The 20,424-nt window shown below is 62.9% G+C and carries 20 protein-coding genes and 1 pseudogene; 5 read left to right on the forward strand and 16 right to left on the reverse strand.

Features of this window, described 5'->3' with window-relative positions:
- Positions 1 to 22 precede the first annotated feature (22 nt).
- Complete coding sequence (locus GKR99_14360; GenBank protein NKB28658.1) at positions 23 to 223, forward strand: hypothetical protein; 201 nt, start codon at positions 23 to 25, stop codon at positions 221 to 223.
- A gap of 405 nt (positions 224 to 628) precedes the next feature.
- Here the strand turns inward: GKR99_14360 and pxpA are convergent, their stop codons facing one another.
- From pxpA to GKR99_14405, 9 genes are all read right to left on the reverse strand, one after another.
- Entirely contained in the window at positions 629 to 1,390 is a 762-nt protein-coding gene (pxpA, locus tag GKR99_14365) for a 5-oxoprolinase subunit PxpA (protein NKB28659.1), read from the reverse strand.
- Positions 1,387 to 2,403, reverse strand: coding sequence for an urea amidolyase (locus GKR99_14370; protein ID NKB28660.1), 1,017 nt, complete (start codon positions 2,401 to 2,403; stop codon positions 1,387 to 1,389). Before GKR99_14370 ends, pxpA begins: the two co-directional genes overlap by 4 nt.
- A complete protein-coding gene (locus GKR99_14375) occupies positions 2,400 to 3,140 on the reverse strand; it encodes a carboxyltransferase domain-containing protein (protein ID NKB28661.1) in 741 nt (246 codons plus the stop codon). Before GKR99_14375 ends, GKR99_14370 begins: the two co-directional genes overlap by 4 nt.
- A complete protein-coding gene (locus GKR99_14380) occupies positions 3,127 to 4,068 on the reverse strand; it encodes a hypothetical protein (protein ID NKB28662.1) in 942 nt (313 codons plus the stop codon). The genes GKR99_14375 and GKR99_14380 overlap by 14 nt, the downstream gene beginning before the upstream one ends.
- A gap of 142 nt (positions 4,069 to 4,210) precedes the next feature.
- Complete coding sequence (locus GKR99_14385) at positions 4,211 to 5,524, reverse strand: TRAP transporter large permease subunit (GenBank protein NKB28663.1); 1,314 nt, start codon at positions 5,522 to 5,524, stop codon at positions 4,211 to 4,213.
- 3 nt (positions 5,525 to 5,527) lie between these two features.
- Positions 5,528 to 6,052 carry a TRAP transporter small permease subunit gene (locus tag GKR99_14390; protein ID NKB28664.1) on the reverse strand — a complete coding sequence of 175 codons (525 nt, stop codon included), beginning with the start codon at positions 6,050 to 6,052 and terminating at the stop codon, positions 5,528 to 5,530.
- A 98-nt stretch (positions 6,053 to 6,150) separates the two neighbouring features.
- Positions 6,151 to 7,104 carry a C4-dicarboxylate ABC transporter substrate-binding protein gene (locus GKR99_14395; protein NKB28665.1) on the reverse strand — a complete coding sequence of 318 codons (954 nt, stop codon included), beginning with the start codon at positions 7,102 to 7,104 and terminating at the stop codon, positions 6,151 to 6,153.
- Between the two features lie 95 nt (positions 7,105 to 7,199).
- Entirely contained in the window at positions 7,200 to 8,441 is a 1,242-nt protein-coding gene (locus GKR99_14400) for an FAD-dependent oxidoreductase (protein ID NKB28666.1), read from the reverse strand.
- Positions 8,442 to 8,478: 37 nt separating this feature from the next.
- Complete coding sequence (locus GKR99_14405) at positions 8,479 to 10,179, reverse strand: thiamine pyrophosphate-binding protein (protein ID NKB28667.1); 1,701 nt, start codon at positions 10,177 to 10,179, stop codon at positions 8,479 to 8,481.
- Between the two features lie 125 nt (positions 10,180 to 10,304).
- On the opposite strand from GKR99_14405, the gene GKR99_14410 reads away from it, so the two are divergent.
- Positions 10,305 to 11,036, forward strand: a complete 732-nt coding sequence (locus GKR99_14410) for an aspartate/glutamate racemase family protein (protein NKB28668.1) — start codon at positions 10,305 to 10,307, stop codon at positions 11,034 to 11,036.
- 10 nt (positions 11,037 to 11,046) lie between these two features.
- A pseudogene (locus tag GKR99_14415) lies at positions 11,047 to 12,510 on the forward strand (aldo/keto reductase).
- A gap of 56 nt (positions 12,511 to 12,566) precedes the next feature.
- Here the strand turns inward: GKR99_14415 and arsC are convergent.
- The 3 genes from arsC to GKR99_14430 are packed head-to-tail and all read right to left on the reverse strand — an operon-like array spanning position 12,567 to position 14,289.
- Entirely contained in the window at positions 12,567 to 12,914 is a 348-nt protein-coding gene (arsC, locus tag GKR99_14420; protein ID NKB28669.1) for an arsenate reductase (glutaredoxin), read from the reverse strand.
- Positions 12,911 to 13,954, reverse strand: coding sequence for a quinone-dependent dihydroorotate dehydrogenase (locus GKR99_14425; protein ID NKB28670.1), 1,044 nt, complete (start codon positions 13,952 to 13,954; stop codon positions 12,911 to 12,913). The genes arsC and GKR99_14425 overlap by 4 nt, the downstream gene beginning before the upstream one ends.
- A complete protein-coding gene (locus GKR99_14430; protein NKB28671.1) occupies positions 13,951 to 14,289 on the reverse strand; it encodes a DUF952 domain-containing protein in 339 nt (112 codons plus the stop codon). Before GKR99_14430 ends, GKR99_14425 begins: the two co-directional genes overlap by 4 nt.
- A 144-nt stretch (positions 14,290 to 14,433) precedes the next feature.
- On the opposite strand from GKR99_14430, the gene GKR99_14435 reads away from it, so the two are divergent.
- Both GKR99_14435 and GKR99_14440 read left to right on the forward strand, forming a co-directional pair.
- Positions 14,434 to 15,996: a multifunctional 2',3'-cyclic-nucleotide 2'-phosphodiesterase/5'-nucleotidase/3'-nucleotidase gene (locus GKR99_14435; GenBank protein NKB28672.1), complete on the forward strand. Its 1,563-nt coding sequence runs from the start codon at positions 14,434 to 14,436 to the stop codon at positions 15,994 to 15,996.
- 62 nt (positions 15,997 to 16,058) lie between these two features.
- On the forward strand, positions 16,059 to 16,529 hold the full coding sequence (locus tag GKR99_14440; protein NKB28673.1) for an aldehyde-activating protein: 471 nt from the start codon (positions 16,059 to 16,061) through the stop codon (positions 16,527 to 16,529).
- Positions 16,530 to 16,627: 98 nt separating this feature from the next.
- On the opposite strand, the gene folD is transcribed toward GKR99_14440, so the two are convergent.
- From folD to hflB, 4 genes are all read right to left on the reverse strand, one after another.
- Positions 16,628 to 17,530 (reverse strand): bifunctional methylenetetrahydrofolate dehydrogenase/methenyltetrahydrofolate cyclohydrolase FolD, encoded by a 903-nt coding sequence (folD, locus tag GKR99_14445; protein ID NKB28674.1) that lies wholly within the window; start codon positions 17,528 to 17,530, stop codon positions 16,628 to 16,630.
- 114 nt (positions 17,531 to 17,644) lie between these two features.
- The gene (locus GKR99_14450) at positions 17,645 to 17,884 is read right to left on the reverse strand and encodes a hypothetical protein (protein NKB28675.1); all 240 of its coding nucleotides are present in this window, start codon (positions 17,882 to 17,884) and stop codon (positions 17,645 to 17,647) included.
- On the reverse strand, positions 17,885 to 18,292 hold the full coding sequence (locus GKR99_14455) for a hypothetical protein (protein ID NKB28676.1): 408 nt from the start codon (positions 18,290 to 18,292) through the stop codon (positions 17,885 to 17,887).
- A 167-nt stretch (positions 18,293 to 18,459) separates the two neighbouring features.
- A complete protein-coding gene (gene hflB / locus GKR99_14460; protein ID NKB28677.1) occupies positions 18,460 to 20,376 on the reverse strand; it encodes an ATP-dependent zinc metalloprotease FtsH in 1,917 nt (638 codons plus the stop codon).
- Positions 20,377 to 20,424 lie beyond the last annotated feature (48 nt).

The raw sequence follows: 20,424 nt of genomic DNA on the forward strand, positions 1-20,424 counted from the left end.
CACGCTGGCAGGCCCGACGCCCATGACACCCAGCGCGCTGCCATTGCGACATGTCTCTGCGCCGGTCTGGCGGATCGTGGCAAAGGCACAGATGACAACCCCGGCCAGCCCTGCGTTGGCGCCGCAGGGACGGTTTCACCACACGGGCCAGATCGCGACCATAGCGTTTTCGAAACTACTCGAAAGATCGCGTATCGGCGACAACATCATCCACTTGATCTGAAACGACGCTCGAAGACGAACACCTGCCCCAAGCAGGGCGCACGCCGGACCGGCGGGCTGGCGCAGCAACAGTTGACGGGCATGATTTATGGTGCCGTGTTAGCCGTCAACTATCCCGGATGTGCCCACCTCGAACCGACGCCAGACCGGTGGGGCCGGTCCGGCGTGCGCGCCTCGCGCCTTTGGCGCGCACCGGGCGCAGCGAGCATCAATAGCGATTCAGGTTTTCAGGAGCGCGTTCTAACACGTTGGAATCTCAGATTGCAGGCAACGTGATCTGATACAGTTACTTCGCAAATGGCTGCATGCCTCACTCAGCACGCAACGCGCGCGTTTGGCGACATCCCGGTATCTATAATCCGGGTAAGCGCGGATGCGGCTGGCGCCCGCCCGGGGCGTCACCCCATTATCCGAACGCCTCAATCCCGATGCCCGCCGCTTCCAGACTGCTGCGGACGGATTTCGCCAGTTCTACCGCCTCGGCGGTGTCACCATGACAGCAGATCGTGTCGATCCGTGTCTCGATCCGCTTGCCGCTTTCGGTGATGATCGCGCCTTCCCCGATCATTTCAGCGATGCGCGGGCCAGCGATGTCGGCGTCGTGGATCACCGCACCCGGCAGGCTGCGATCGACCAGAGTCGCGTCGTCGTTGTAGGCGCGGTCGGCAAAAATCTCGCCCGCATAGGCGCAGCCCAGCGTTTTGACCGCCCGCTCCTGCGCCGTCGCGGCCAGCACCATGATGATGATCTCAGGGGCGACCGACAGGGCGGCTTCGTAACAGTCAAGCGCCATCGCCTCATCCTCGGACGCCATGTTGGCCAGCGCCCCGTGCAGCTTCAGATGCCGCACCTGCCCGCCTGCTGCGCGCGCCATCGCCTGCGCCGCACCAATCTGATAACGCACCATATTGCCCAGTTCCGAGGCACCCATCTGCATCCGGCGGCGACCAAACCCCTGAATGTCGCCAAAGCCGGGATGCGCGCCGATGCCGACGCCATTCTCGACCGCCAGTTTCATGGTGGTGGCCATCACGTCCGGGTCGCCAGCGTGAAATCCGCAGGCGATATTGGCCGAACTGATGACCTGCAACAGGTCAGCGTCCCGCCCCATCACCCATGGCCCGAAACTTTCGCCCATGTCTGCGTTGATATCGACTGTCCGGGTCATTGCTGTTCCGCCTTTCCGTCGGTGACACCACTGATCAGGTCATAGCTCAGAAGATCGGCCATGTCACGCGGGTCGCGGATCAGCGGCGCAACGCGGGACGCCAGCGCGCGCCGGGCGTCCGCGTCCCTTTGCATCGCCGCGAACCCTTCGCGACGAGTGACGAACTCGAACCGGAACATCGCCCCCGGCGGCGCCTGCGCAACCCTCGGCAAATCGGGCGGAATGACCGTGGCAATGCGGGGATAGCCGCCCGTGGTCTGGCACTCGCCCAGCAGGATGAACGGATCGCCGTCGCCGGTGATCTGGATATCCCCCGGCACGATGATTTCGGACACGATGCCAAGATGATCCTCGGCCTGAAACGGATCGCCCTGAAACGTCAGCCGCACGCCCATCCGGTTGCCGCGCGGATCGCGCGTGAATACGGTCCCTGCGAAACGTTGACGATCCGCCTTACTGAAGTTTTCAGTCTGAATGCTGGGGACGATACGCAGGATCCCGCCCGAAAACCGATCCTCAACGTCAAGCACCAGACCGGCTCGGGTCCCACGATCTTCGGCCAGTGGCAAGCGGTCGCCATCGGCGATCAACGCGCCAATTCCAGCCGTCAGATGTGCCGAGCGCGCACCCAGCGAGGCCGGTCCATCAATGCCGCCGCCAAGATGCAGATAGCCATAGACACCGCGAGTGGCCGGGCCGATGTTCAGCCGCTGACCGGGCTGGATCATGTGGCTGGCGTTCCAGACCAACGCCTCGCCATCCAGGGACGCGCGCATCGGCGCACCGGTCAGGGCAAAGCGGGTCGGCGCGGTGGCCCCGAATTCGCCGCCCATTCCGGCCATTTCCAGCGCGGCAAGCTCTGCCCGCTGGCAAAGCAAGGCCGCCCCTTTGACAAGCGCCAGCTGGTCGGCCGCGCCCCCGATGGACAGGCCGCGATCCAGACGGCCCGGCCGCCCCTGATCCTGCACGGTCAATCCGGGTCCGGCACGGTGGATGATCAGATTGCGCGTCATGACAGCCCCTCGACCGTTGCGCCGCCACCTTCGGGATCGTCCAAGGCGATCTGCGCCAGTTCCTGGGTCGAGACCTGGCGGAATGTCACCTCGTCACCGATGGCCAGTGGCGTCGGGTCGTCTGAACCGGGGCGAAAGCAGCGAAACGCCGTCTGGCCGATGTGCCGCCAGCCCGTGGGTGTTGGGCCTGCGAAGATGATCAACTGCCGGACCGCCACCACCAGCGCACCGCCGGGCACACGCGGATTCAGACTGGTCTGGCGCGGGATGTTCCAATGCGCGGGCAGCTCGCCCATATATGGCTGGCCGGGTGCAAAGCCGATGGTCAGGACCCGCACACGGGCGCTGGCGATCTGCGCGCGGGCCTGATCCGGCGTGACCCCGGCGGCTTTGGCAGCCTCCTCCAGCTGCGGTGCGCCGTCACCTTCCAGCGTGACCGGGATACGCCACAGCCGCCGGCCCGCCGGAAGATCCGTAGCCATCCAGTCGCGGCTTGCCAACAGGGAGCGCAACCGCCCGGTCAGTGCCTCCGGGTCGCCCGCCAGCGGATCGAACCGGATGAAGGCCGAGGTTAGCGAGGTCGAGGTTTCCACCACCTCGGGCCAATCTGCGGCAACAACCGCCGCGCGGAATGACAGGGCCGCGCGGTTGGCGGGCTCGCTCATCTTTTCGGCGAAAGTCACCAGCAGGCCGGTCAGGCCAAGGGTGCGCACGCAGGGGTAATCAAGGCTTGGCATGGAACTTCGCCAATAGGATCGGGGTCAGGTACATCGGCACCTGATAGCAACCGATGAACAGAAGTATAGGGTCGGTCACAGGCGCGGGCAGTGCAACCAGAAACAGCGCGATGTTGCGATTTCCTGCCACGATGGCGAAAGGCGTCGCGACGGCGCGGTTGCCGCTGGCCAGCAGCACCTGTCGCGCGGCGATCTGCAGGCCGAAATTGGCGGCGAACGCCACGGCCATCCAGAAGGCCGCGTTGGCCGGATCCGTGCGCAACGCCGGGCCAAGTGCGGCCATCAGGCCAACAACAGTTACGGCAAGAACGACCGAAGTGGCGCCGTCCAACGCGGCCCGGTCGTTATCCGAAATCTCGGGCCGCAGCAGGGCACGCAGTGTGAAGGCCAAAGCCACTGCACCGCCAATAACCGCCAGAAGGCGAAGCGCCGCAAGCAGGACGGCAGACGCCCCGCCAAGCTGCGGCATCGCCCAGAGCACCGGCAGAACCGTTAGCGGCAGAACTGCGGTCCCGACGATCAGCAGGCGCAGGGCCGGGGCGGGATCCTGCCCCAGCATGATGGTGAAATTCGGCGCGCCGGACACAGACGGACCCGCCATCATCAGGATCAGCGCCAGCGCAACGGCAGATGTTGCAAAACCAAGGCTCAGCGCGATGCCAAGCGCCGCCATCGGCACCGCAACCTGATAGATCAGCGCGAATGTGACCGAGCGTCCAAGATCCGCGCCGGACCCAAGCGCGGCCCGCGGCCCGATCCGAAGCGCTGTCAGAAACAGCAGCAGCGTCACCAGATGCGGCAACCACGGGCGCAGGATCGCCGCAAGACCCGGTGACGCAACACCAGTGATCAGCCCGACAACCAACGCCCAACGCCCATGCCGGGCGATCAGGCGCAACAGATGGGCGATCTGGTGGATTGCAGGCATCCTTCAGCCCCGGGCGCGTGATGCCGAAACGCGGCAAGCATCGATCATCAGGCAGAACAAACGATTTGGATCCAGGCCGGACAGAGGATGCGATTTCAAATGTGCCCGCACCCGCCCGGAACGCCCCTTACCCGCCCGGCCCCTACCCGCCCGGCCCCTTGCGTATGTTATCGGGCAGCCAGGTCGCAATTTCGGGGAACAGGATCAGCACGAAGACCATCACCACCATGATCAGGAACATCGGGAAGGCGGCGCGCGCGATAAAGCCCATCTCGTGATCGGTCATGCCTTGCAGCACGAACAGGTTGAAGCCGATCGGCGGGGTGATCTGCGCCATCTCGACCACGACGACGATGAAGATGCCGAACCAGATCAGGTCAATACCGGCTTCCCGCACCATCGGTTCGACGACCGCCATGGTCAGCACGACCGAGGATATTCCGTCCAGGAACATGCCCAGAATGATATAGAACACCAGCAGCACCATCAGCAGCTCGAACCGCGTCAGCTCCATCTGCGCGATCAGATCGGCCAGCCCGCGCGGCAGACCGGTAAAGCCCATGGCAAGCGACAGGAACGCGGCCCCTGCAAGGATCAGGGCGATCATCGCGCTGGTTCGGGTCGCACCCATCAGGCTTTCGGTGAAGGTGCTCCAGTTCAGCGACCCTTGCGTCAGGGCCAGCAACAGCGCGCCGATCACCCCGAATGCCGCCGCTTCGGTCGCGGTGGCGTATCCAAGGTACATCGACCCGATGACAACCGCGATCAGGCAGAACACCGGGATCAGAAAGCGCGAGTTCGCAACACGCTCTCCAAAGGTCATTTTCGGTTCTTCGGCAGGGTTCCATGATTTCGAAAACCGGCTTGTCACCGCCACATAGGCCATGAACATCGCCGCCAGCACGATCCCCGGCAGGATGCCCGCGAAGAACAATTTCGAGATGCTTTCGTTGATCGTCACCCCATAGACGATCAACGTCAGGCTGGGCGGGATCATCAGGCCCAGCGTCGCTGCCCCGGCCAGCGTTCCGATGATCATGCGTTCGGGGTATTCGCGGCGGCGCAGCTCAGGGATCGACATCTTGCCGACGGTTGTCAGTGTCGCGGCACTCGACCCCGAAACAGCAGCAAACACCGTACAGCCGACGATATTCGTATGCACCAGCCCACCGGGCAGCCGCGCCATCCATGGGGCAAGGCATTTGAACATATCCTCGGATAGTCGGGTTCGATACAAGATCTCGCCCATCCAGATGAACATCGGCAAGGCCGTCAGCGTCCACGAGGATGAGGCACGCCAGATTGTCGTCAGCATAACATCACCGACGGGCCGTGTGGTGAACAGCTCCATCCCCACCCAGGCGACGCCCATCAGCGCCAGCCCGACCCAAACCCCCGAGCCGAGCAACAGGAACAGGACGAACAGGAACAGTGCGATGATCGGGAAATTTTCCATCTGTTACTCTCCGTGGCTCTGGTCGACCAGATCGCGTTTGATCCTGTGATCGCCCGAGAAGATCAGGTGCAAAAGGTGGTCGGTCAGCGCGATGGCCAGAATGACCGCACCCAACAGCATGATGGACTGCGGCATCCATAGAAGCGTCTTGTCCTGCCCCTGGCTGATGTCATTGAATTTCCACGAGAAATAGACGAAGTTATAGGCGTAGCGCACGAAATACCAGGCGACCAGCGCGCCGATCGCGAAACACCAGATATTGATGATCCGGCGCAGGCGCGGCCCGACCGCGTTCAGCACGATACTGACCCGGATATGACTGCCACGGTTCAGCGCATTGGCGAACGCCAGAAAGCTGGCCGCCGCCATGGCGTAACCGGCGTATTCAGGCGCGCCAGGGAACACCTCTCCGGTCCAGCGGGCCAGCATTTGCACCACGATCAGGAACAGGATCGCAATCAGGCAAAGCGAGGCGAGGATGCCGCTGAGCAGATAGAGCCCGTCAAGCCCGCGTCGGACGCTGTGCACGAATCCCATGATGTCCCCCTGCCCGGTTTTGTCGGGTCATTCGCTGGATTGCGGGCGGCACGAATGCCACCCGCCTTGTCGCTTCGGATCGCCTCAGATCACTGCATGCCCTTGAAGGCGTCGACGATGGCCGCACCCTCTTCACCAGCAGCTTCCAGCCACTCTGCGGTCATGGTTTCACCAATCGCCTTCAGCTCTCCGACCATCTGGTCCGAGGCCGGGCCAACGGTCATGCCGCCGTCACGCAGGCCTTGCAGGGTGAAGCCGGTGTACTCCTTGGACCGCCAGGTGCCGGTATATTCGGCCAGTTCTGCGCAGCCGCGGATCACGTTCTGGTTCGCCTCATCCGTGGCGGCCCAGGTGTCGGAATTCACCATGACATAGTTGCGCGGAAGCCAGGCATCGACCTCATAGAAGTAACCCAGGCTTTCCCAGACCTTGCGGTCGTACCCGGTCGAGCCCGAGCTGACCATCGCATCGGCAACGCCGGTCGCAAAAGCCTGGCTGATCTCGGCCGCTTCGATGGTCACCGGAAGCATTCCGGTCAATTCGGCCAGACGCGAGGTTGCGTTGTTGTAGCTGCGGAACTTGATGCCCTCCATCTCGGCGACCGAGGTGACCTCGTTCTTGAAATACAGGCCCTGCGGCGGCCACGGCACGGCATAAAGCAGCGTCAGATTTTGATCGGCCAGCAGCTTTTCGATGCTTGGCTTGGCGGCTTTCCACAGCTTGTCGGCATCATCGAACGAGGTGGCCAGGAACGGCACCGAATCGAACCCGAACAGCGCGTTTTCGTTCTGGTGGCCCGACAGAAGGCGTTCGCCAATCGGCACCTGACCGGTCTGGATCGCACGCTTGATGTCGGCCCCGGCAAACAGCGAACCCGACGGGTGCGTCGTGATCTCGATCGCGCCACCGGTGCCGGTGGTGACGCAGCTGGCGAATTGCGCGCCCACATCCGAATGGAAGTTCGAGGCTGAATAAGCCATCGGCATGTCCCATTTCTCGGCGTGGCCCGCGGCCAGCACCGGCGCCGCGGTGGTTGCCGTCATGGCCGTTGCGGCCAGCAGGGTTGTCAGTTTCTTCTTTTGTCGTCTCCCGGTTGGTTGGTCTTTGTTGTTTGCCGGACAAGCAATACTCGGCCAGCTTAGGTGAAACGTGCAGGCGAATAGACCCCTACGTCAATGTTTGGTTGCCGTCCGGCGATCATTTGGGCCAGCAATCGGCCCGTTTTCGGCCCGCCGGTCAGGCCGACGTGGTGGTGGCCAAAGCCCAGGAACGCGCCTTTCGCGCCCGGTACTTCCCCGATTACGGGGATCGAATCAGCCGGTGCAGGGCGGTGGCCCAGCCATTCTGCGGTGTCTTTCCAGGTCAGCCCCGGGAAAGCGCTGGCCGCGTTGCGTTTCAGCAATTCTATCGGCGCCGTGGACGCAGGCGCATCCAGCCCGCCGAATTCGACAACCCCGGCGAGGCGTATCCGCCTGTCCAATGGCGTGACGACGAATTTGCCCGACGCGACCATGGCCGACGATTTTGGCATCGCCGACGGTTCGATTAGTTCCAGGTGATAGCCGCGTTCGGATTCCAGCGGAACGCGGACGCCCAGCTTGCCGGCCAGCCCTTTGGACCAGACCCCGGTGGCGACGACACAGGCGTCGCAGGCGATGACCTCACCGCCTGCACGCAGGCCGGTAACGGTGCCGCCTTCGCGGATCACATCACTCACATCGGCCCTAATCAGCTGGGCCCCTTGCGCAACAGCATGCGCGGCCAGCGCCTTTACATATTCCCCCGGATCGGCAATCCGCCCGTGGCCTTTCAAACGCACAGCATGGCCCAGCGCCGGATCATAGATCGGGTCGTAATCGCGCAGCGCCGCGCCTTCCAGAATGTCCCAGTTAAACCCGTGGCTGCGCCGGATATCCCAAACGTAGGCGTCCCCCTCAAAATGCGCACGGTCATTATACAGGAACAGATAGTCCGAGGGCTTCACGAACCGCTCGGCCCCGGTGCCCTCGGCCAGCGCCAGATGATCATTGAGGCTATCGCCAAGGATCGGCATCATGGCATTCGCGATCCGGCGGGTGTCGGCGTCGTTGGCGTGGCTCAGATAGTTGCGCAGCCAGGGCATCAGGCGCGGCAGATAGGACCAGCGCAGAAACAGCGGCTGGTTCTTGTCCAGCAGCATCTTTGGGGCCTTCTTCATCAGCCCCGGCGTCGTCACCGGCACCACCGCGCAAGAGGCAAGGACGCCGCCGTTGCCGTAACTCGTCCCCTCGCCCGGTCCGGCACGGTCTATCAGGATCACCTTGTGGCCATCGCGCTGCAGCCAGATCGCGGTGGAAACGCCGACAATCCCGGCCCCGATGATGGCGACAGTCTTGGTCATGGGGCGAACATCGACAGGGCGAAACAGGCGCACCCCATCATGCAACCCATTCGCTGACCGGGGCTGCCGCTTCGTGCAGCGGCTGGCTGATCACGTCGATCAGGGTCGGACCGTCATGCGCGACCGCTTCGCGCAGCACCGGGATCAGCTGCGCGGGGTCTTCGACCGTCCAGCTTTTCACACCGAAACTGCGCGCCACGGCGGCATGATCCGTGCGGTTGAAATCAATATTGTAATACCGCTTCCCAAAGCCGGACTCCTGCCCGGCCTTGATCCATCCATAGACCGCGTTTGAGAATACGATTGAGATGATCGGGATGTTGTAACGCACCAGCGTCTCAAGCTCTCCACAGCAGAACCCAAACGATCCATCCCCCATCAGGCTGAGGGTTTTGGCACCCGGCCGCCCGACCTGCGCCCCCATCGCCGCGGCCAGCGAAAAGCCCAGCGCCCCATGCGCCCGGTTGGAAATGAAGTGCCGCCCTGCGCTTGGCAGACGATAATGCGCGGAAACATATGGGCACGGCGTACCGGGATCAGCACAAATCACCGCGTCCTTTGGCAAAACCTTCATCATTGCCGCCATCACTGCTTCTGGTCGGATCGGGCGCTCACTGGTGCTGGCCAGCGGCGCAAAATCGGCCAGTTTGGCCTTCCACGCGGCTTCGGCCTGCGCAACCCCGTCACGAACCCTGATGTCGCCCCGGTCCGCGAACTCTGCGATCAGGGCTTCCAACGCCAGCCGGGCATCGGCACAGATCGCCACATCGGTCTGATAATTTGCGCCGATCACCATCGGATCGCTGTCGATATGGATGATCGTCGCGCCATGCGGGGGCGAGCGCCAGCGCTCGGTCGTGACAGATCCGGCGCGGCAGCCAACGAACATCACCACATCGGCGGCATCGACAACTGCGCGGGTTGCCGGAACCCCGCCGTTCGACCCGACAACGCCCAGCGCGTTTGGGTGCGTCTCGGGCAGGCTGCCCTGCCCTGACACGGTGGTGGCAACCGGAATACCCAGCATTGTGGCCAGCTTCTGAAGCGCCCGTTCGGCCCCGGCAAGCACCGGGCCGGCGCCACAGATGATGATGGCAGAGGATGCCCCTTCCAGCACATCAGCCGCATCGCGGATCGCCTGAACCTCGGGCGCGGCACGTTCGGCCGGAAAGCGTCGGTGGCGTTTGTCGGCCCAGACCTCGGCCTCGGCCACATCGCCTTTCTGGGTGTCGAACGGCAGCGCCAGATGCACCGCCCCGGGACGACCAGTGGTCATTGCGCGGAACGCCTGCCGGATGCCTGCCGGCACGCGGGCAGAGCTATCGAGCGAGGTGTTCCATTTCGTCACCGGGCGAAACAGCGCCTCTTGATCCAGTTCCGTCAGCGGGTATTTCCCCCGGCTGGTCGTCGCCACATCCGTGGTGATCGCCAGTATCGGCACGGAACTGTCGTTCGCCTCGACCAAGGCGGGCAGGATATAGGTTGCCCCGCCGCCCGATGGCCCCTCACAAACGCCGGGCTTGCCGGTTACACGCGCATAGGCATCAGCCATATAGCCCGCGTGCCGTTCGTCCCGCGTCAGAAAATGCGTGATGTCGGTGTCCAGCCGGGCGAAGGCGTCGTACAGCGGCAGCGTCGTATCACCGCAAAGGCCAAAGATGTGCTTCACATCATAGGCTTGCAGCATCTTCACGAATGCCTCGGCCCCGCTGAGGTGATTTGATCCCGTCACGCTCATCCATTTCCCCGTGTCGATGCGTTTGATCAGCGTTGCCCGCCGGTCCGGCAGAGTCAATCGCGCAAAGCCGCTTGACCTGCCGGTTGGCGTATCCGACGCTGGCTGCGGTTCTATCGGGGGTGGCGATGGCAGGGACGGCGCAGGGCGGCAAAGCGATCTATGGCGCATCCGTCGGCATTCTGATGCTAAAGGCGCGGTTTCCGCGCATTCCCGGCGACATGGGCAATGCGACCACCTGGCCGTTCCCGGTGCTGTACCGTGTGGTCCGCGATGCCTCGCCCGAACGAGTCGTGCGCCAGGGCGCGCCGGGGCTGTTGCCTGCCTTCATTGACACCGCCCGCGACCTGGTGGCGGACGGGGCCGACGGAATTACCACGAACTGCGGCTTCCTGAGCCTGTTTCAGGACCAATTGGCGGCGGCAGTCGGGGTGCCTGTCGCGGCCTCGTCGCTGATGCAGGTGCGTGCCGTCAATGCGCTGCTGCCGCCGGGAAAACGCGCCGGCGTGCTGACGATTTCCGCCTCGACCCTGTCACAGGCACATCTTGCGGCGGCGGGCGTGCCGGAAGAAACACCAATTGGCACCACCGAAGGCGGGGCGGAGTTCACGCGCGTGATCCTGGGGGATGAGGCCGCGCTGGACGTCGAAGCTACGCGCGCTGACAATGTCGCGGCGGCGCAGGCGATGGTTTCGGATCACCCGGATCTGGGCGCGCTGGTTCTGGAATGCACCAACATGATCCCCTATGCGGCAGATATCCGTCGCGCGACCGGCCTGCCGGTCTTCACGATGGAAAGTTTCGTCAGCTGGTTCCAATCCGGCCTGTCGCCGCGCCGCTATCCGAACCCTGATTTCTGAAAGGCTGCCCATGACCGGACCCGCAAAAACCACCCTTGGCAAGCTGTCGGTGCGCCGCGTCGTCACTGGTCTGTGGCAGATGGCCGATCAGGAACGCGACGGGAAAGCGTTCGATCTGGATGCCGCCGCCGAAGCGCTGGCCGATTAAGCCCGCGAAGGTTTCGACACGTTTGATATGGCCGACCACTATGGCAGCGCCGAAATCGTCGCAGGCAAGGCCCACAAGCTGTTGCGCGACGCGGGGGAAACACCGCCAACGATCCTGACAAAATGGTGTCCCCCGCCGGGCGATATGTCCCTCGACGCGGTCCGCGACGGCGTCGAAACCGCGCTACGCCGGCTGGACCTGCCGCACGTCGACTGCATGCAATTTCACTGGTGGCAGTATCAGTCGCCCGAGTACCTCGATGCGCTCGCCGGGCTGATGCGCTTGCGCGAAGAGGGCCTGATTAAAGAAATCGGCCTGACCAATTTTGACGCGGATCACCTGCGGCTGGTGCTGAAAAACGGGATCGAGGTTGCCAGCAACCAGGTCTGTTTTTCGCTGCTGGATCGTCGCGCGGCGGGGCGGCTGTCGACCGTGGCGCTGGCCCACAGCGTGAAGCTGCTGGCCTTTGGGACGCTGTGCGGCGGGTTTCTGAGCGATCGCTGGGTTGGCGCGGATGAGCCTGCCGAGATCGCCGATTGGAGCCGGATGAAATACAAGCGGTTCATCGACGCGGGCGGTGGCTGGGAACCCTTTCAGCGGCTGATGCGCGTTCTTTCGGACGTTGCGAAGAAGCACGACGCCTCGGTCGCCAATGTGGCAACCCGCTGGGTGCTGGATCACCGGGCCGTCGCCTCGGTCATCGTCGGGGCGCGGCTGGGGGAAAACCAGCATCGCGCCGACAACGCCCGGCTGGATGCGCTGTCGCTGGATGCGGAAGATACCATCGCAATCTCGGCCGCGACAGACGCTTTAGAGATGATCCCCGGCGATTGCGGCGACGAATACCGCAAGCCGCCGTTCCTGACCGCCTCGGGCGATCTGGGCGATCATCTTGAGGCGCTGCCAGCGGTCTTTCCGTCCGCAGCAATTCCGGCGCGCCCGGATCGAACCCGCGCCGATTCCGGATCGGTTTGGGAAGACGCCGCGGGGTTCAGCCGCGCGGTGCGCGTCGGCAACCGCATTCTTGTCAGCGGCACAACCGCCACCGACGCCCACGGCAACGTCGTGGCCGAAGGCGAAGCCGAGGCGCAGGCGGTTTTCGCGCTCGACAAGATCGTCGCCGCAATCACCTCGCTTGGTGTGCAGCCCGAGGATATTACCCGCACCCGGATCTTCATGGTCGGGCTTGACGGGTGGGAGGGCGTCAGCGGCGTCCACGCCCGCGTCTTCGGCGCTGCCCGCCCGGCCAACACGCTGGTCGAAATCGCCGGGCTGATCGGCCCCTATCTGGTCGAGATTGAGGCCGAAGCCGAAGTCGACGAATGACCCCAGACAACACCGTCCACTGACCCGTCATCAAACGGCGTTCGACAACGCAGTCTTCAGGACACCAAACCCAGAATATTCTCGGGCGGGCGGCCGATTGCGGCATCGCCTTCGCAAAACAGGATCGGACGTTCGATCAGGATCGGATGCTCGGCCATTGCGTCAATCAGGGCCTCATCCGAGGTATCCTCCAACGCCAGTTCGGCCCATTTCGCGTCGCCCCGGCGCACGATCTCTCCAGGTGGAACGCCCAGAGCCTTGATGGCGGCGCGCAATTCATCCTGACTGGGCGGATCCTGAAGATACAGGCGGATCGTCGGCGATAACCCGCGGCTGGTCAGCAATTCCAACGCCGCACGGGACTTTTTGCACCGGGGGTTATGCCACAAAATCAGATCACTCATAAAAATACCTTTCTGCCGGTTCCGACAGCATCGGCGACATTCGCAAATCCATCGCGTGCCAGCCTATCATCCAGACCCGAAACGATCCGGTCAACCAGTCCCAAGCCTTGATACACCAGGCCAGTGTAAAGCTGAACAGCCAAGGCACCTGCGCGGATTTTTGCATAGGCATCTTCGGGCGAACTGATCCCGCCAACCCCGATCAGCGGCAGATCGGTCAACCCCGACAACTGCGCCAGCACACGGGTCGAGCGTGCGAACAGCGGCGCACCAGACAGCCCACCCGCCTGATCCCTGTCGGCCGCGGTCAGGCCGTCCCGCGACAGCGTGGTATTGGTGGCGATGATCGCCGCGATCCCGGTGGCCGCTGCAACTTCGGCGATATCTGCCAGTTCAGCCTCGACCAGATCGGGCGCGATCTTCAGGAACAGCGGCACGGGGGTCGCCAGCCCCACATTGGCCGAGACCACGCCATCCAGCAGGGCGCGCAACGCCGCCTTGCCTTGCAGATCGCGCAACGCCTCGGTGTTAGGGGATGACACGTTGACGGTCGCGAAATCCACATGCGGACCGCAGCGTTTCAGCACAGCCGCATAATCGGCGGCGCGGTCATCGCTGTCCTTGTTCGCCCCCAGGTTCAGCCCGGTACGCCCGCCGGGGTGGGCCGCAAGGCGCACCCCAATCGCCGCCATCCCGTCGTTGTTAAAGCCGAACCGGTTGATGACGGCGCGATCCTCAGGCAGGCGAAACAGGCGCGGTTTCGGATTGCCCGGCTGCGCCCGTGGCGTTGCCGCACCCACTTCGACAAAACCGAATCCGGTCCCGTAAAGCCCGGTCAGCGCGGTCGCATTCTTGTCAAAACCGGCGGCAAGACCCACCGGATTAGCAAATTCCAGCCCCGCAATCCGAGTTTTCAGCCGGTCCGAACTGATCGGACCCGCCCGAGGCCCAAACCCGGCGCGCAAAGCCGCAATCGCGATGCTGTGGGCACGCTCCGGGTCCAGCCGGTGTAATATGGCGAGTGCAGCACGCTCGATCACGTCAAGTCATCCGGCAGGACATGTATGCCACTTTCCAGCGGCAGCGGGGCGTGCCAGCGCAGATCGCTTAACCGAAGCGTCCGATAAAGATGCGGGAAATCCGCACCGCCGCGCGATGTTTCCCAGCGCAATGCCGCGCCCAGATCATCGCTTTCCAGCGCCAGCAATTCCAGCCCCTCGACCCCGGCGAAATGCAGTTGCAACGTCGCGGCCACCTGCGCGCCGGTCGACAGATGCACGTAGCCATCGGCCAGATCAATCGGCGCACCATCGGTGACGCCCGCGTCCTGCAGGGCCTGCCATTCGGTGGCGCGAAGGATTTTATAGACCAGCATGGTTGGCGACATGCCCGCCCTGTTGGCGCAGGTCAAGCGCCGCGACACAGCCGAAAATTGCGCAAGGTCAATGACTGTGGGCTTTGACTCTGACAGACTTGCCCGTCACTCTGACCCGATCAAATCAACAGGGGGATCAAACCCATGAATACACGTCTTATGACAACCGCCGCAGCCTTCGCGCTGGCGGCCACGACCGCGCAGGCGGATTATTCGCTGACCATTCTGCATACCAACGACTTCCACGCCCGATTCGAACCGATCAGCCGGTTTGATTCCGGTTGCGGCGCCGAGGATAATGCCGAAGGCAAATGCTTTGGCGGCTCGGCCCGGCTGGTCACTGCCATCGCGGATGCGCGTGCGCGGTCAAACAACTCGATCCTCGTGGATGGTGGCGATCAGTTCCAGGGGACGCTGTTTTATACCTATTACAAAGGCGCGCTGGCCGCCGAAATGATGAACAAGCTGGGATACGACGGGATGACCGTCGGCAACCACGAGTTTGACGACGGCCCCGAGGTGCTGCGCGGATTTGCCAATACGATCAACTTCCCGATCCTGATGTCGAACGCCGATATTTCGGGTGAACCGCTGCTGAACGACGTCATCCAGAAGTCGGTCGTGATCGAACGCGGCGGCGAAAAGATCGGCATGATCGGCCTGACGCCACAGAACACCGATGAACTCGCCAGCCCCGGCGACAACGTGATCTTCACCGACCCGTCCGAGGCGGTCCAGGCCGAGGTCGACAAGCTGACCGCCGATGGCGTGAACAAGATCATCGTGCTCAGCCACTCGGGCTACAACGTCGACCAGGAGGTTGCAGCCAACACCACCGGCGTGGACGTGATTGTCGGCGGCCACTCCAACACGCTGCTGTCGAACACGCAGGAGCGTGCGGTCGGGCCGTATCCGACCATGGTCGGTTCGACCGCGATCGTTCAGGCCTATGCCTATGGCAAGTTCCTGGGTGAGCTGAACGTGACCTTCGACGACGACGGCAATGTAACCGAAGCGGCCGGCGAACCGCTGATCATGGACGCATCCGTCACAGAAGACGAAGCAACCGTGGCACGTATCGCCGAGGCCGCCGTGCCGCTGGATGAGATTCGTAACGAGGTTGTGGCCGAAGCTGCCGCCGCCATCGAAGGCGATCGCTCGGTCTGTCGCGCAGTGGAATGCCCGATGGGCAATCTGGTCGCGGACGCCATGCTGGACCGGGTCAAGGATCAGGGCATCCAGATTGCCATCGCCAATGGCGGTGGTCTTCGCGCCTCGATTGACGCCGGACCGGTGACCATGGGCGAAGTTCTGACCGTGCTGCCGTTCCAGAACACGCTGTCGACGTTCCAGATCTCGGGCGAAACCCTTGTTGCGGCCCTGGAAAACGCGGTCAGCGAGGTTGCTGACGGTGGTGGCCGCTTCGCGCAGGTATCGGGGATGAGCTATACCGCGACGCTATCCAACGAAGTCGGAAGCCGCATCAGCAATGTCATGGTTGGCGGCGAACCTGTCGACCCGGCGGCGACCTATGGTGTGGTCTCGAACAACTTCGTGCGTAACGGCGGCGACGGCTATTCGATGTTCAAGGACGCGATGAACGCCTATGACTTCGGCCCCGATCTGGCTGACGTGACGGCGGAATACATGGCCGCGCAAGGGGCTTACCAGCCCTATACCGACGGCCGCATCACCATCGTCGAGTAAACAAACCGGGCCGCCCCTTTGACCGGGGCGGCCCAGCCTTCTTCGAACGTACCGGGGACCCCATGGCCACCCTCACCGGTCGCTGCCCTTGCGGCACAATCCACTATTCCCTGACCGACCGACCTTTGTTCGTGCACGCCTGTCATTGTCGCTGGTGCCAACGTGAAAGCGGGTCGGCGTTTGCGATGAACGGGATCATCGAAGCCTCGATGGTCGAGGTCAGCGGCACACCGGTCTGGATCAACACGCCAAGCGAAAGCGGCAAAGGGCAACGGTTCGCGCGCTGTCCTGACTGTCAGGTCGCCCTCTGGTCGGTCTATTCCGGCGCCGGTGACAGGTTCTGGTTCCTGCGTATTGGCACGCTGGACAACCCGGATGCCTGCCCGCCGGACATCCATATCTTCACCGAAAGCAAACAGCCCTGGGTGGTTCTGCCGGACAATGTGCCGGTGATGGCGCTTTACTTCCGCCGCTCGGAACATTGGCCCGATTGGGCCCTGGCCCGGCGGCAGGCGGCACTGGATTTGGCATAGGCCGGGCCATCGGCTGCAAAGGCCTCATGGCCCGACGCTGTGCATGCCCCGGGTCGCAGGCGCCGCGTCCACAAACCGGCGCCCGCGCTTAGGAAGGCTTACGCCGTCAGGCCCTCAGGCTCTGGCAGGCCATTTGCGCGGCTGCAGGCGGTCACCGTATTTGCCAGCAAACAAGCAATCGTCATCGGGCCGACGCCGCCGGGAACCGGGGTGATGGCCCCGGCAACCTCGGCCGCGCTGGCGAAATCCACATCCCCGACCAGCCGGGTCTTGCCCTCGCCCTTATCGGGCGCGTCGATGCGGTTGATGCCCACGTCAATTACGACGGCACCCGGCTTGATCCAGTCACCCGGCACCATTTCGGGGCGGCCTACAGCAGCAACAACGATGTCGGCACGGCGTACAACGTCTGCCAGATCCTTGGTGCGCGAATGCGCAATTGTCACTGTGCAGCTATCGCCCAACAGCAGCTGCGCCATCGGTTTGCCGACAATGTTGCTCCGCCCGACGACCACAGCATCCTGGCCTGAAAGCGACCCGAAGTGATCCCTGAGCAACATCAGACACCCCAGCGGCGTGCAAGGCACCATGCTTTTCTGCCCGGTCCCAAGCAGACCTACGTTCGAGATATGAAACCCGTCCACATCTTTGGCCGGATCAATCGAGTTGATGATCAGGTCTTCGTTCAGATGCCCCGGCAGCGGCAGCTGCACCAGAATGCCGTGCACCGCCGGATCATCATTCAGCGATTGAACCAGCGCCAGCAAGTCCGCTTCCGAGATGTCGGCGTCGCGCTTATGCTCGAAGCTGTTCATACCAACCTCAACCGTCTGCTTGCCTTTCGAGCGGACGTAAACCTGGCTCGCCGGATCTTCACCCACCAGCACGACGGCCAATCCGGGTGTAATGCCGTGGTCCGATTTCAGGCGGGCGACGTGCTCGGCAACCTGTTCTCGGATGGCTGCGGCGAAGGCTTTTCCGTCAAGAATTTTGGCAGTCATAGGGTGTCCTTTGCATTGTCCCGCCCGGACTTAGCCCGTTAATCCAGCTATGTCAGGAGGGTTGCGACATTTTCCGCATCTCGCGCGACGTTCGGGGGGCTATCCGCGCGCGGCCTATGTGCCAGCCGCCCGCCACTTCAGCCAGTACGCGATCGACAGACAGGTCAGCATCGCGAAGGCAAGCTCCAGGATTTCTTCGGTCTGCGCCGCGAACGAGGCCTGACCGCGCGAGACCTCGATTCCAAATGGCGCGAGCTTGCGCCCCAGCCCGTACAGTGACTTTGCGATGACGATGGACGCCATGGCGATCAGCCAAAGCCACGCCCACAGCTGTAACCCAAATATGGAACGCACCTATCCCGGACCCGACCGTCTGACATGCCGCCAGATGACCCAGAGGATCAGAATGACAACCGCTCCACCGATCAGTTTGTGCGATATCGGGTTGTCATGCCGGTACAGGTTGGATTTGAGCATTCCATCTGCCAGGAACCGCTTGTCCAGATCCAGTTCACGCGACGCAAGCAGGAACAGGCCAACCGGAACATGCCAGACCCGCCCAAAGGCGTTTTGTGGCGCAAGAACCAGAAATCCGACACAGCCATAGGCAAGCAACAAGAACGACGCCAACTCAATGCCGCTGCCCTCGTGATACAGACGAGAGAGATCGCCATATCTTGCCAGGTCCACCGCCAGAACAAGGACGGGTACGGCAAAAGTGCCGATGGCGAACCATCTGAGTTTCTGTGTCAGGCTACCCACTAATGTTCACCGACGATTGAACGCTCCAATGCGCGAAGCATTGGCCGATCCGGCCAAAAGTCCAGAACCGGCGCGCATCTTCGCCAGTGACGCGCGTGTTACTGCAGCATATTTGCGACAGATGATCGGCTTGTTGATCAAGCGCCCTAGGAGCAGGCGCCCGCGGATCAGGCGCTCGGCTCAGGCTCCATGCCGCCGTCGGACGATTTGCCCTTGGGCTTGGTCTTGGGGATCGCCGTGACCGAGGCGGTGCCGCCGACATCGGGCGTGTCATCATCGTCGCCACCCTGCAGCGGCGCATCGCCGCGGATCACCCGCATCATGTCTTCGCCAGTCAGCGTTTCATATTCCAGCAATCCCTGGGCCAGGTTTTCAACCTCGTCCCAATTGTCCTGCAGGATCTTTTTGGCGCGTTCAAATGCCTCATCCGTCAGGCGGCGCACCTCTTCGTCGATGATCTTGCGGCTTGCGTCCGATGCGTTCCAGTTCGACTGGCTGCCAAGGAAGCTTTCCTGCGTCGAGGTATAGTTGATGTTGCCCAGCTTGTCGGACATGCCCCACTGGCTGACCATCGCAGTGGCCAGGTTGGTGGCATGCTGTATATCCGAATAGGCGCCATTGGTCACATTCTCGGGTCCGAAGACCAGCGTTTCCGCCGCCTTGCCGCCCATGACCGACGCCAGCGAGCTTAGCGCCGCCTCTTTCGTCATGCTCAGCTTGTCGCGCTCGGGCAGGTAGAAGGTCACGCCAAGTGCCCGACCGCGCGGGATGATCGTGACCTTATGCACCGGATCGTGCTGCGGAACGTTGATCCCGACGATGGCATGGCCAGCCTCGTGATAGGCGGTCAGCTTTTTCTCATCATCGGTCATCACCATCGAGCGGCGCTCGGGCCCCATCATGACCTTGTCCTTGGCCATTTCGAAATCTTCCATGGTCACGAAACGGCGACCCAAACGCGCGGCCATCAACGCCGCCTCGTTCACCAGGTTCGCCAGATCAGCGCCGGAAAATCCGGGCGTTCCGCGACCAATGGTGCGCAGGTCGACATCCGGGCCCAGCGGAGTCTTACGGGCATGGACGGCCAGGATTTTCTCGCGGCCTTTGATATCCGGGTTTGGCACCTGAACCTGACGGTCAAACCGGCCGGGGCGCAGCAGGGCGGGGTCCAATACGTCGGGGCGGTTGGTCGCGGCGATCAGGATCACGCCTTCGTTCGCCTCGAACCCGTCCATTTCGACCAGAAGCTGGTTCAGCGTCTGCTCACGCTCATCATTGCCGCCGCCATAGCCGACGCCACGGCTGCGGCCCACGGCGTCAATCTCGTCCACGAAGACGATGCAGGGCGCGTTTTTCTTGGCCTGTTCGAACATGTCACGAACCCGGCTTGCGCCGACGCCCACGAACATTTCGACAAAGTCCGAACCGGAAATCGTGAAAAACGGCACGCCCGCCTCACCCGCAATCGCGCGGGCCAGCAGGGTCTTACCTGTGCCCGGAGGGCCAACCAGCAACGCGCCCTTGGGGATCTTGCCACCCAGACGGCTGAATTTCTGCGGGTTCCTCAGGAACTCGACAATCTCTTCAAGCTCTTCCTTGGCCTCATCAATCCCGGCTACGTCGTCAAAGGTCACCCGGCCATGCTTTTCGGTCAGCAGCTTTGCGCGCGATTTGCCAAAGCCCATCGCCCCGCCTTTGCCGCCACCCTGCATCCGGTTCATGAAATAGATCCACACCCCGATCAGCAACAGGAACGGCAGGAAAGTCATGATCACCGTCACCAGCCCGGATTGTTCCTGCGGCTTGGCCTCGATATTCACGTTCTTGTCCAGCAGCAGCGGCACGACATCGACATCCGCCGGCTTGGTCGTCGTCATCTGCTGACCACCGGGGCCACGGATCAGGATGGTTTCCCCGTCCAGCAGAACGCTTGTCACCTCGCCGCCTTCGACGGCTGCGATGAAGTCGGAATAGCTGACCGCTTGCGACGACAGATTTGATGCCCCGCGCGAGAACACATTGAACAGCGCCAGGATCAGAAGGAACAGGACGACCCAGAAGGCCATGTTGCGTGCGTTACCCAAGGGGTCGACTCCTTCGTCAGACAGGTTGGTTCGGCACATTCAGTGGGT

Source organism: Paracoccaceae bacterium (assembly GCA_012103375.1).
GTDB lineage: Bacteria > Pseudomonadota > Alphaproteobacteria > Rhodobacterales > Rhodobacteraceae > WLWX01.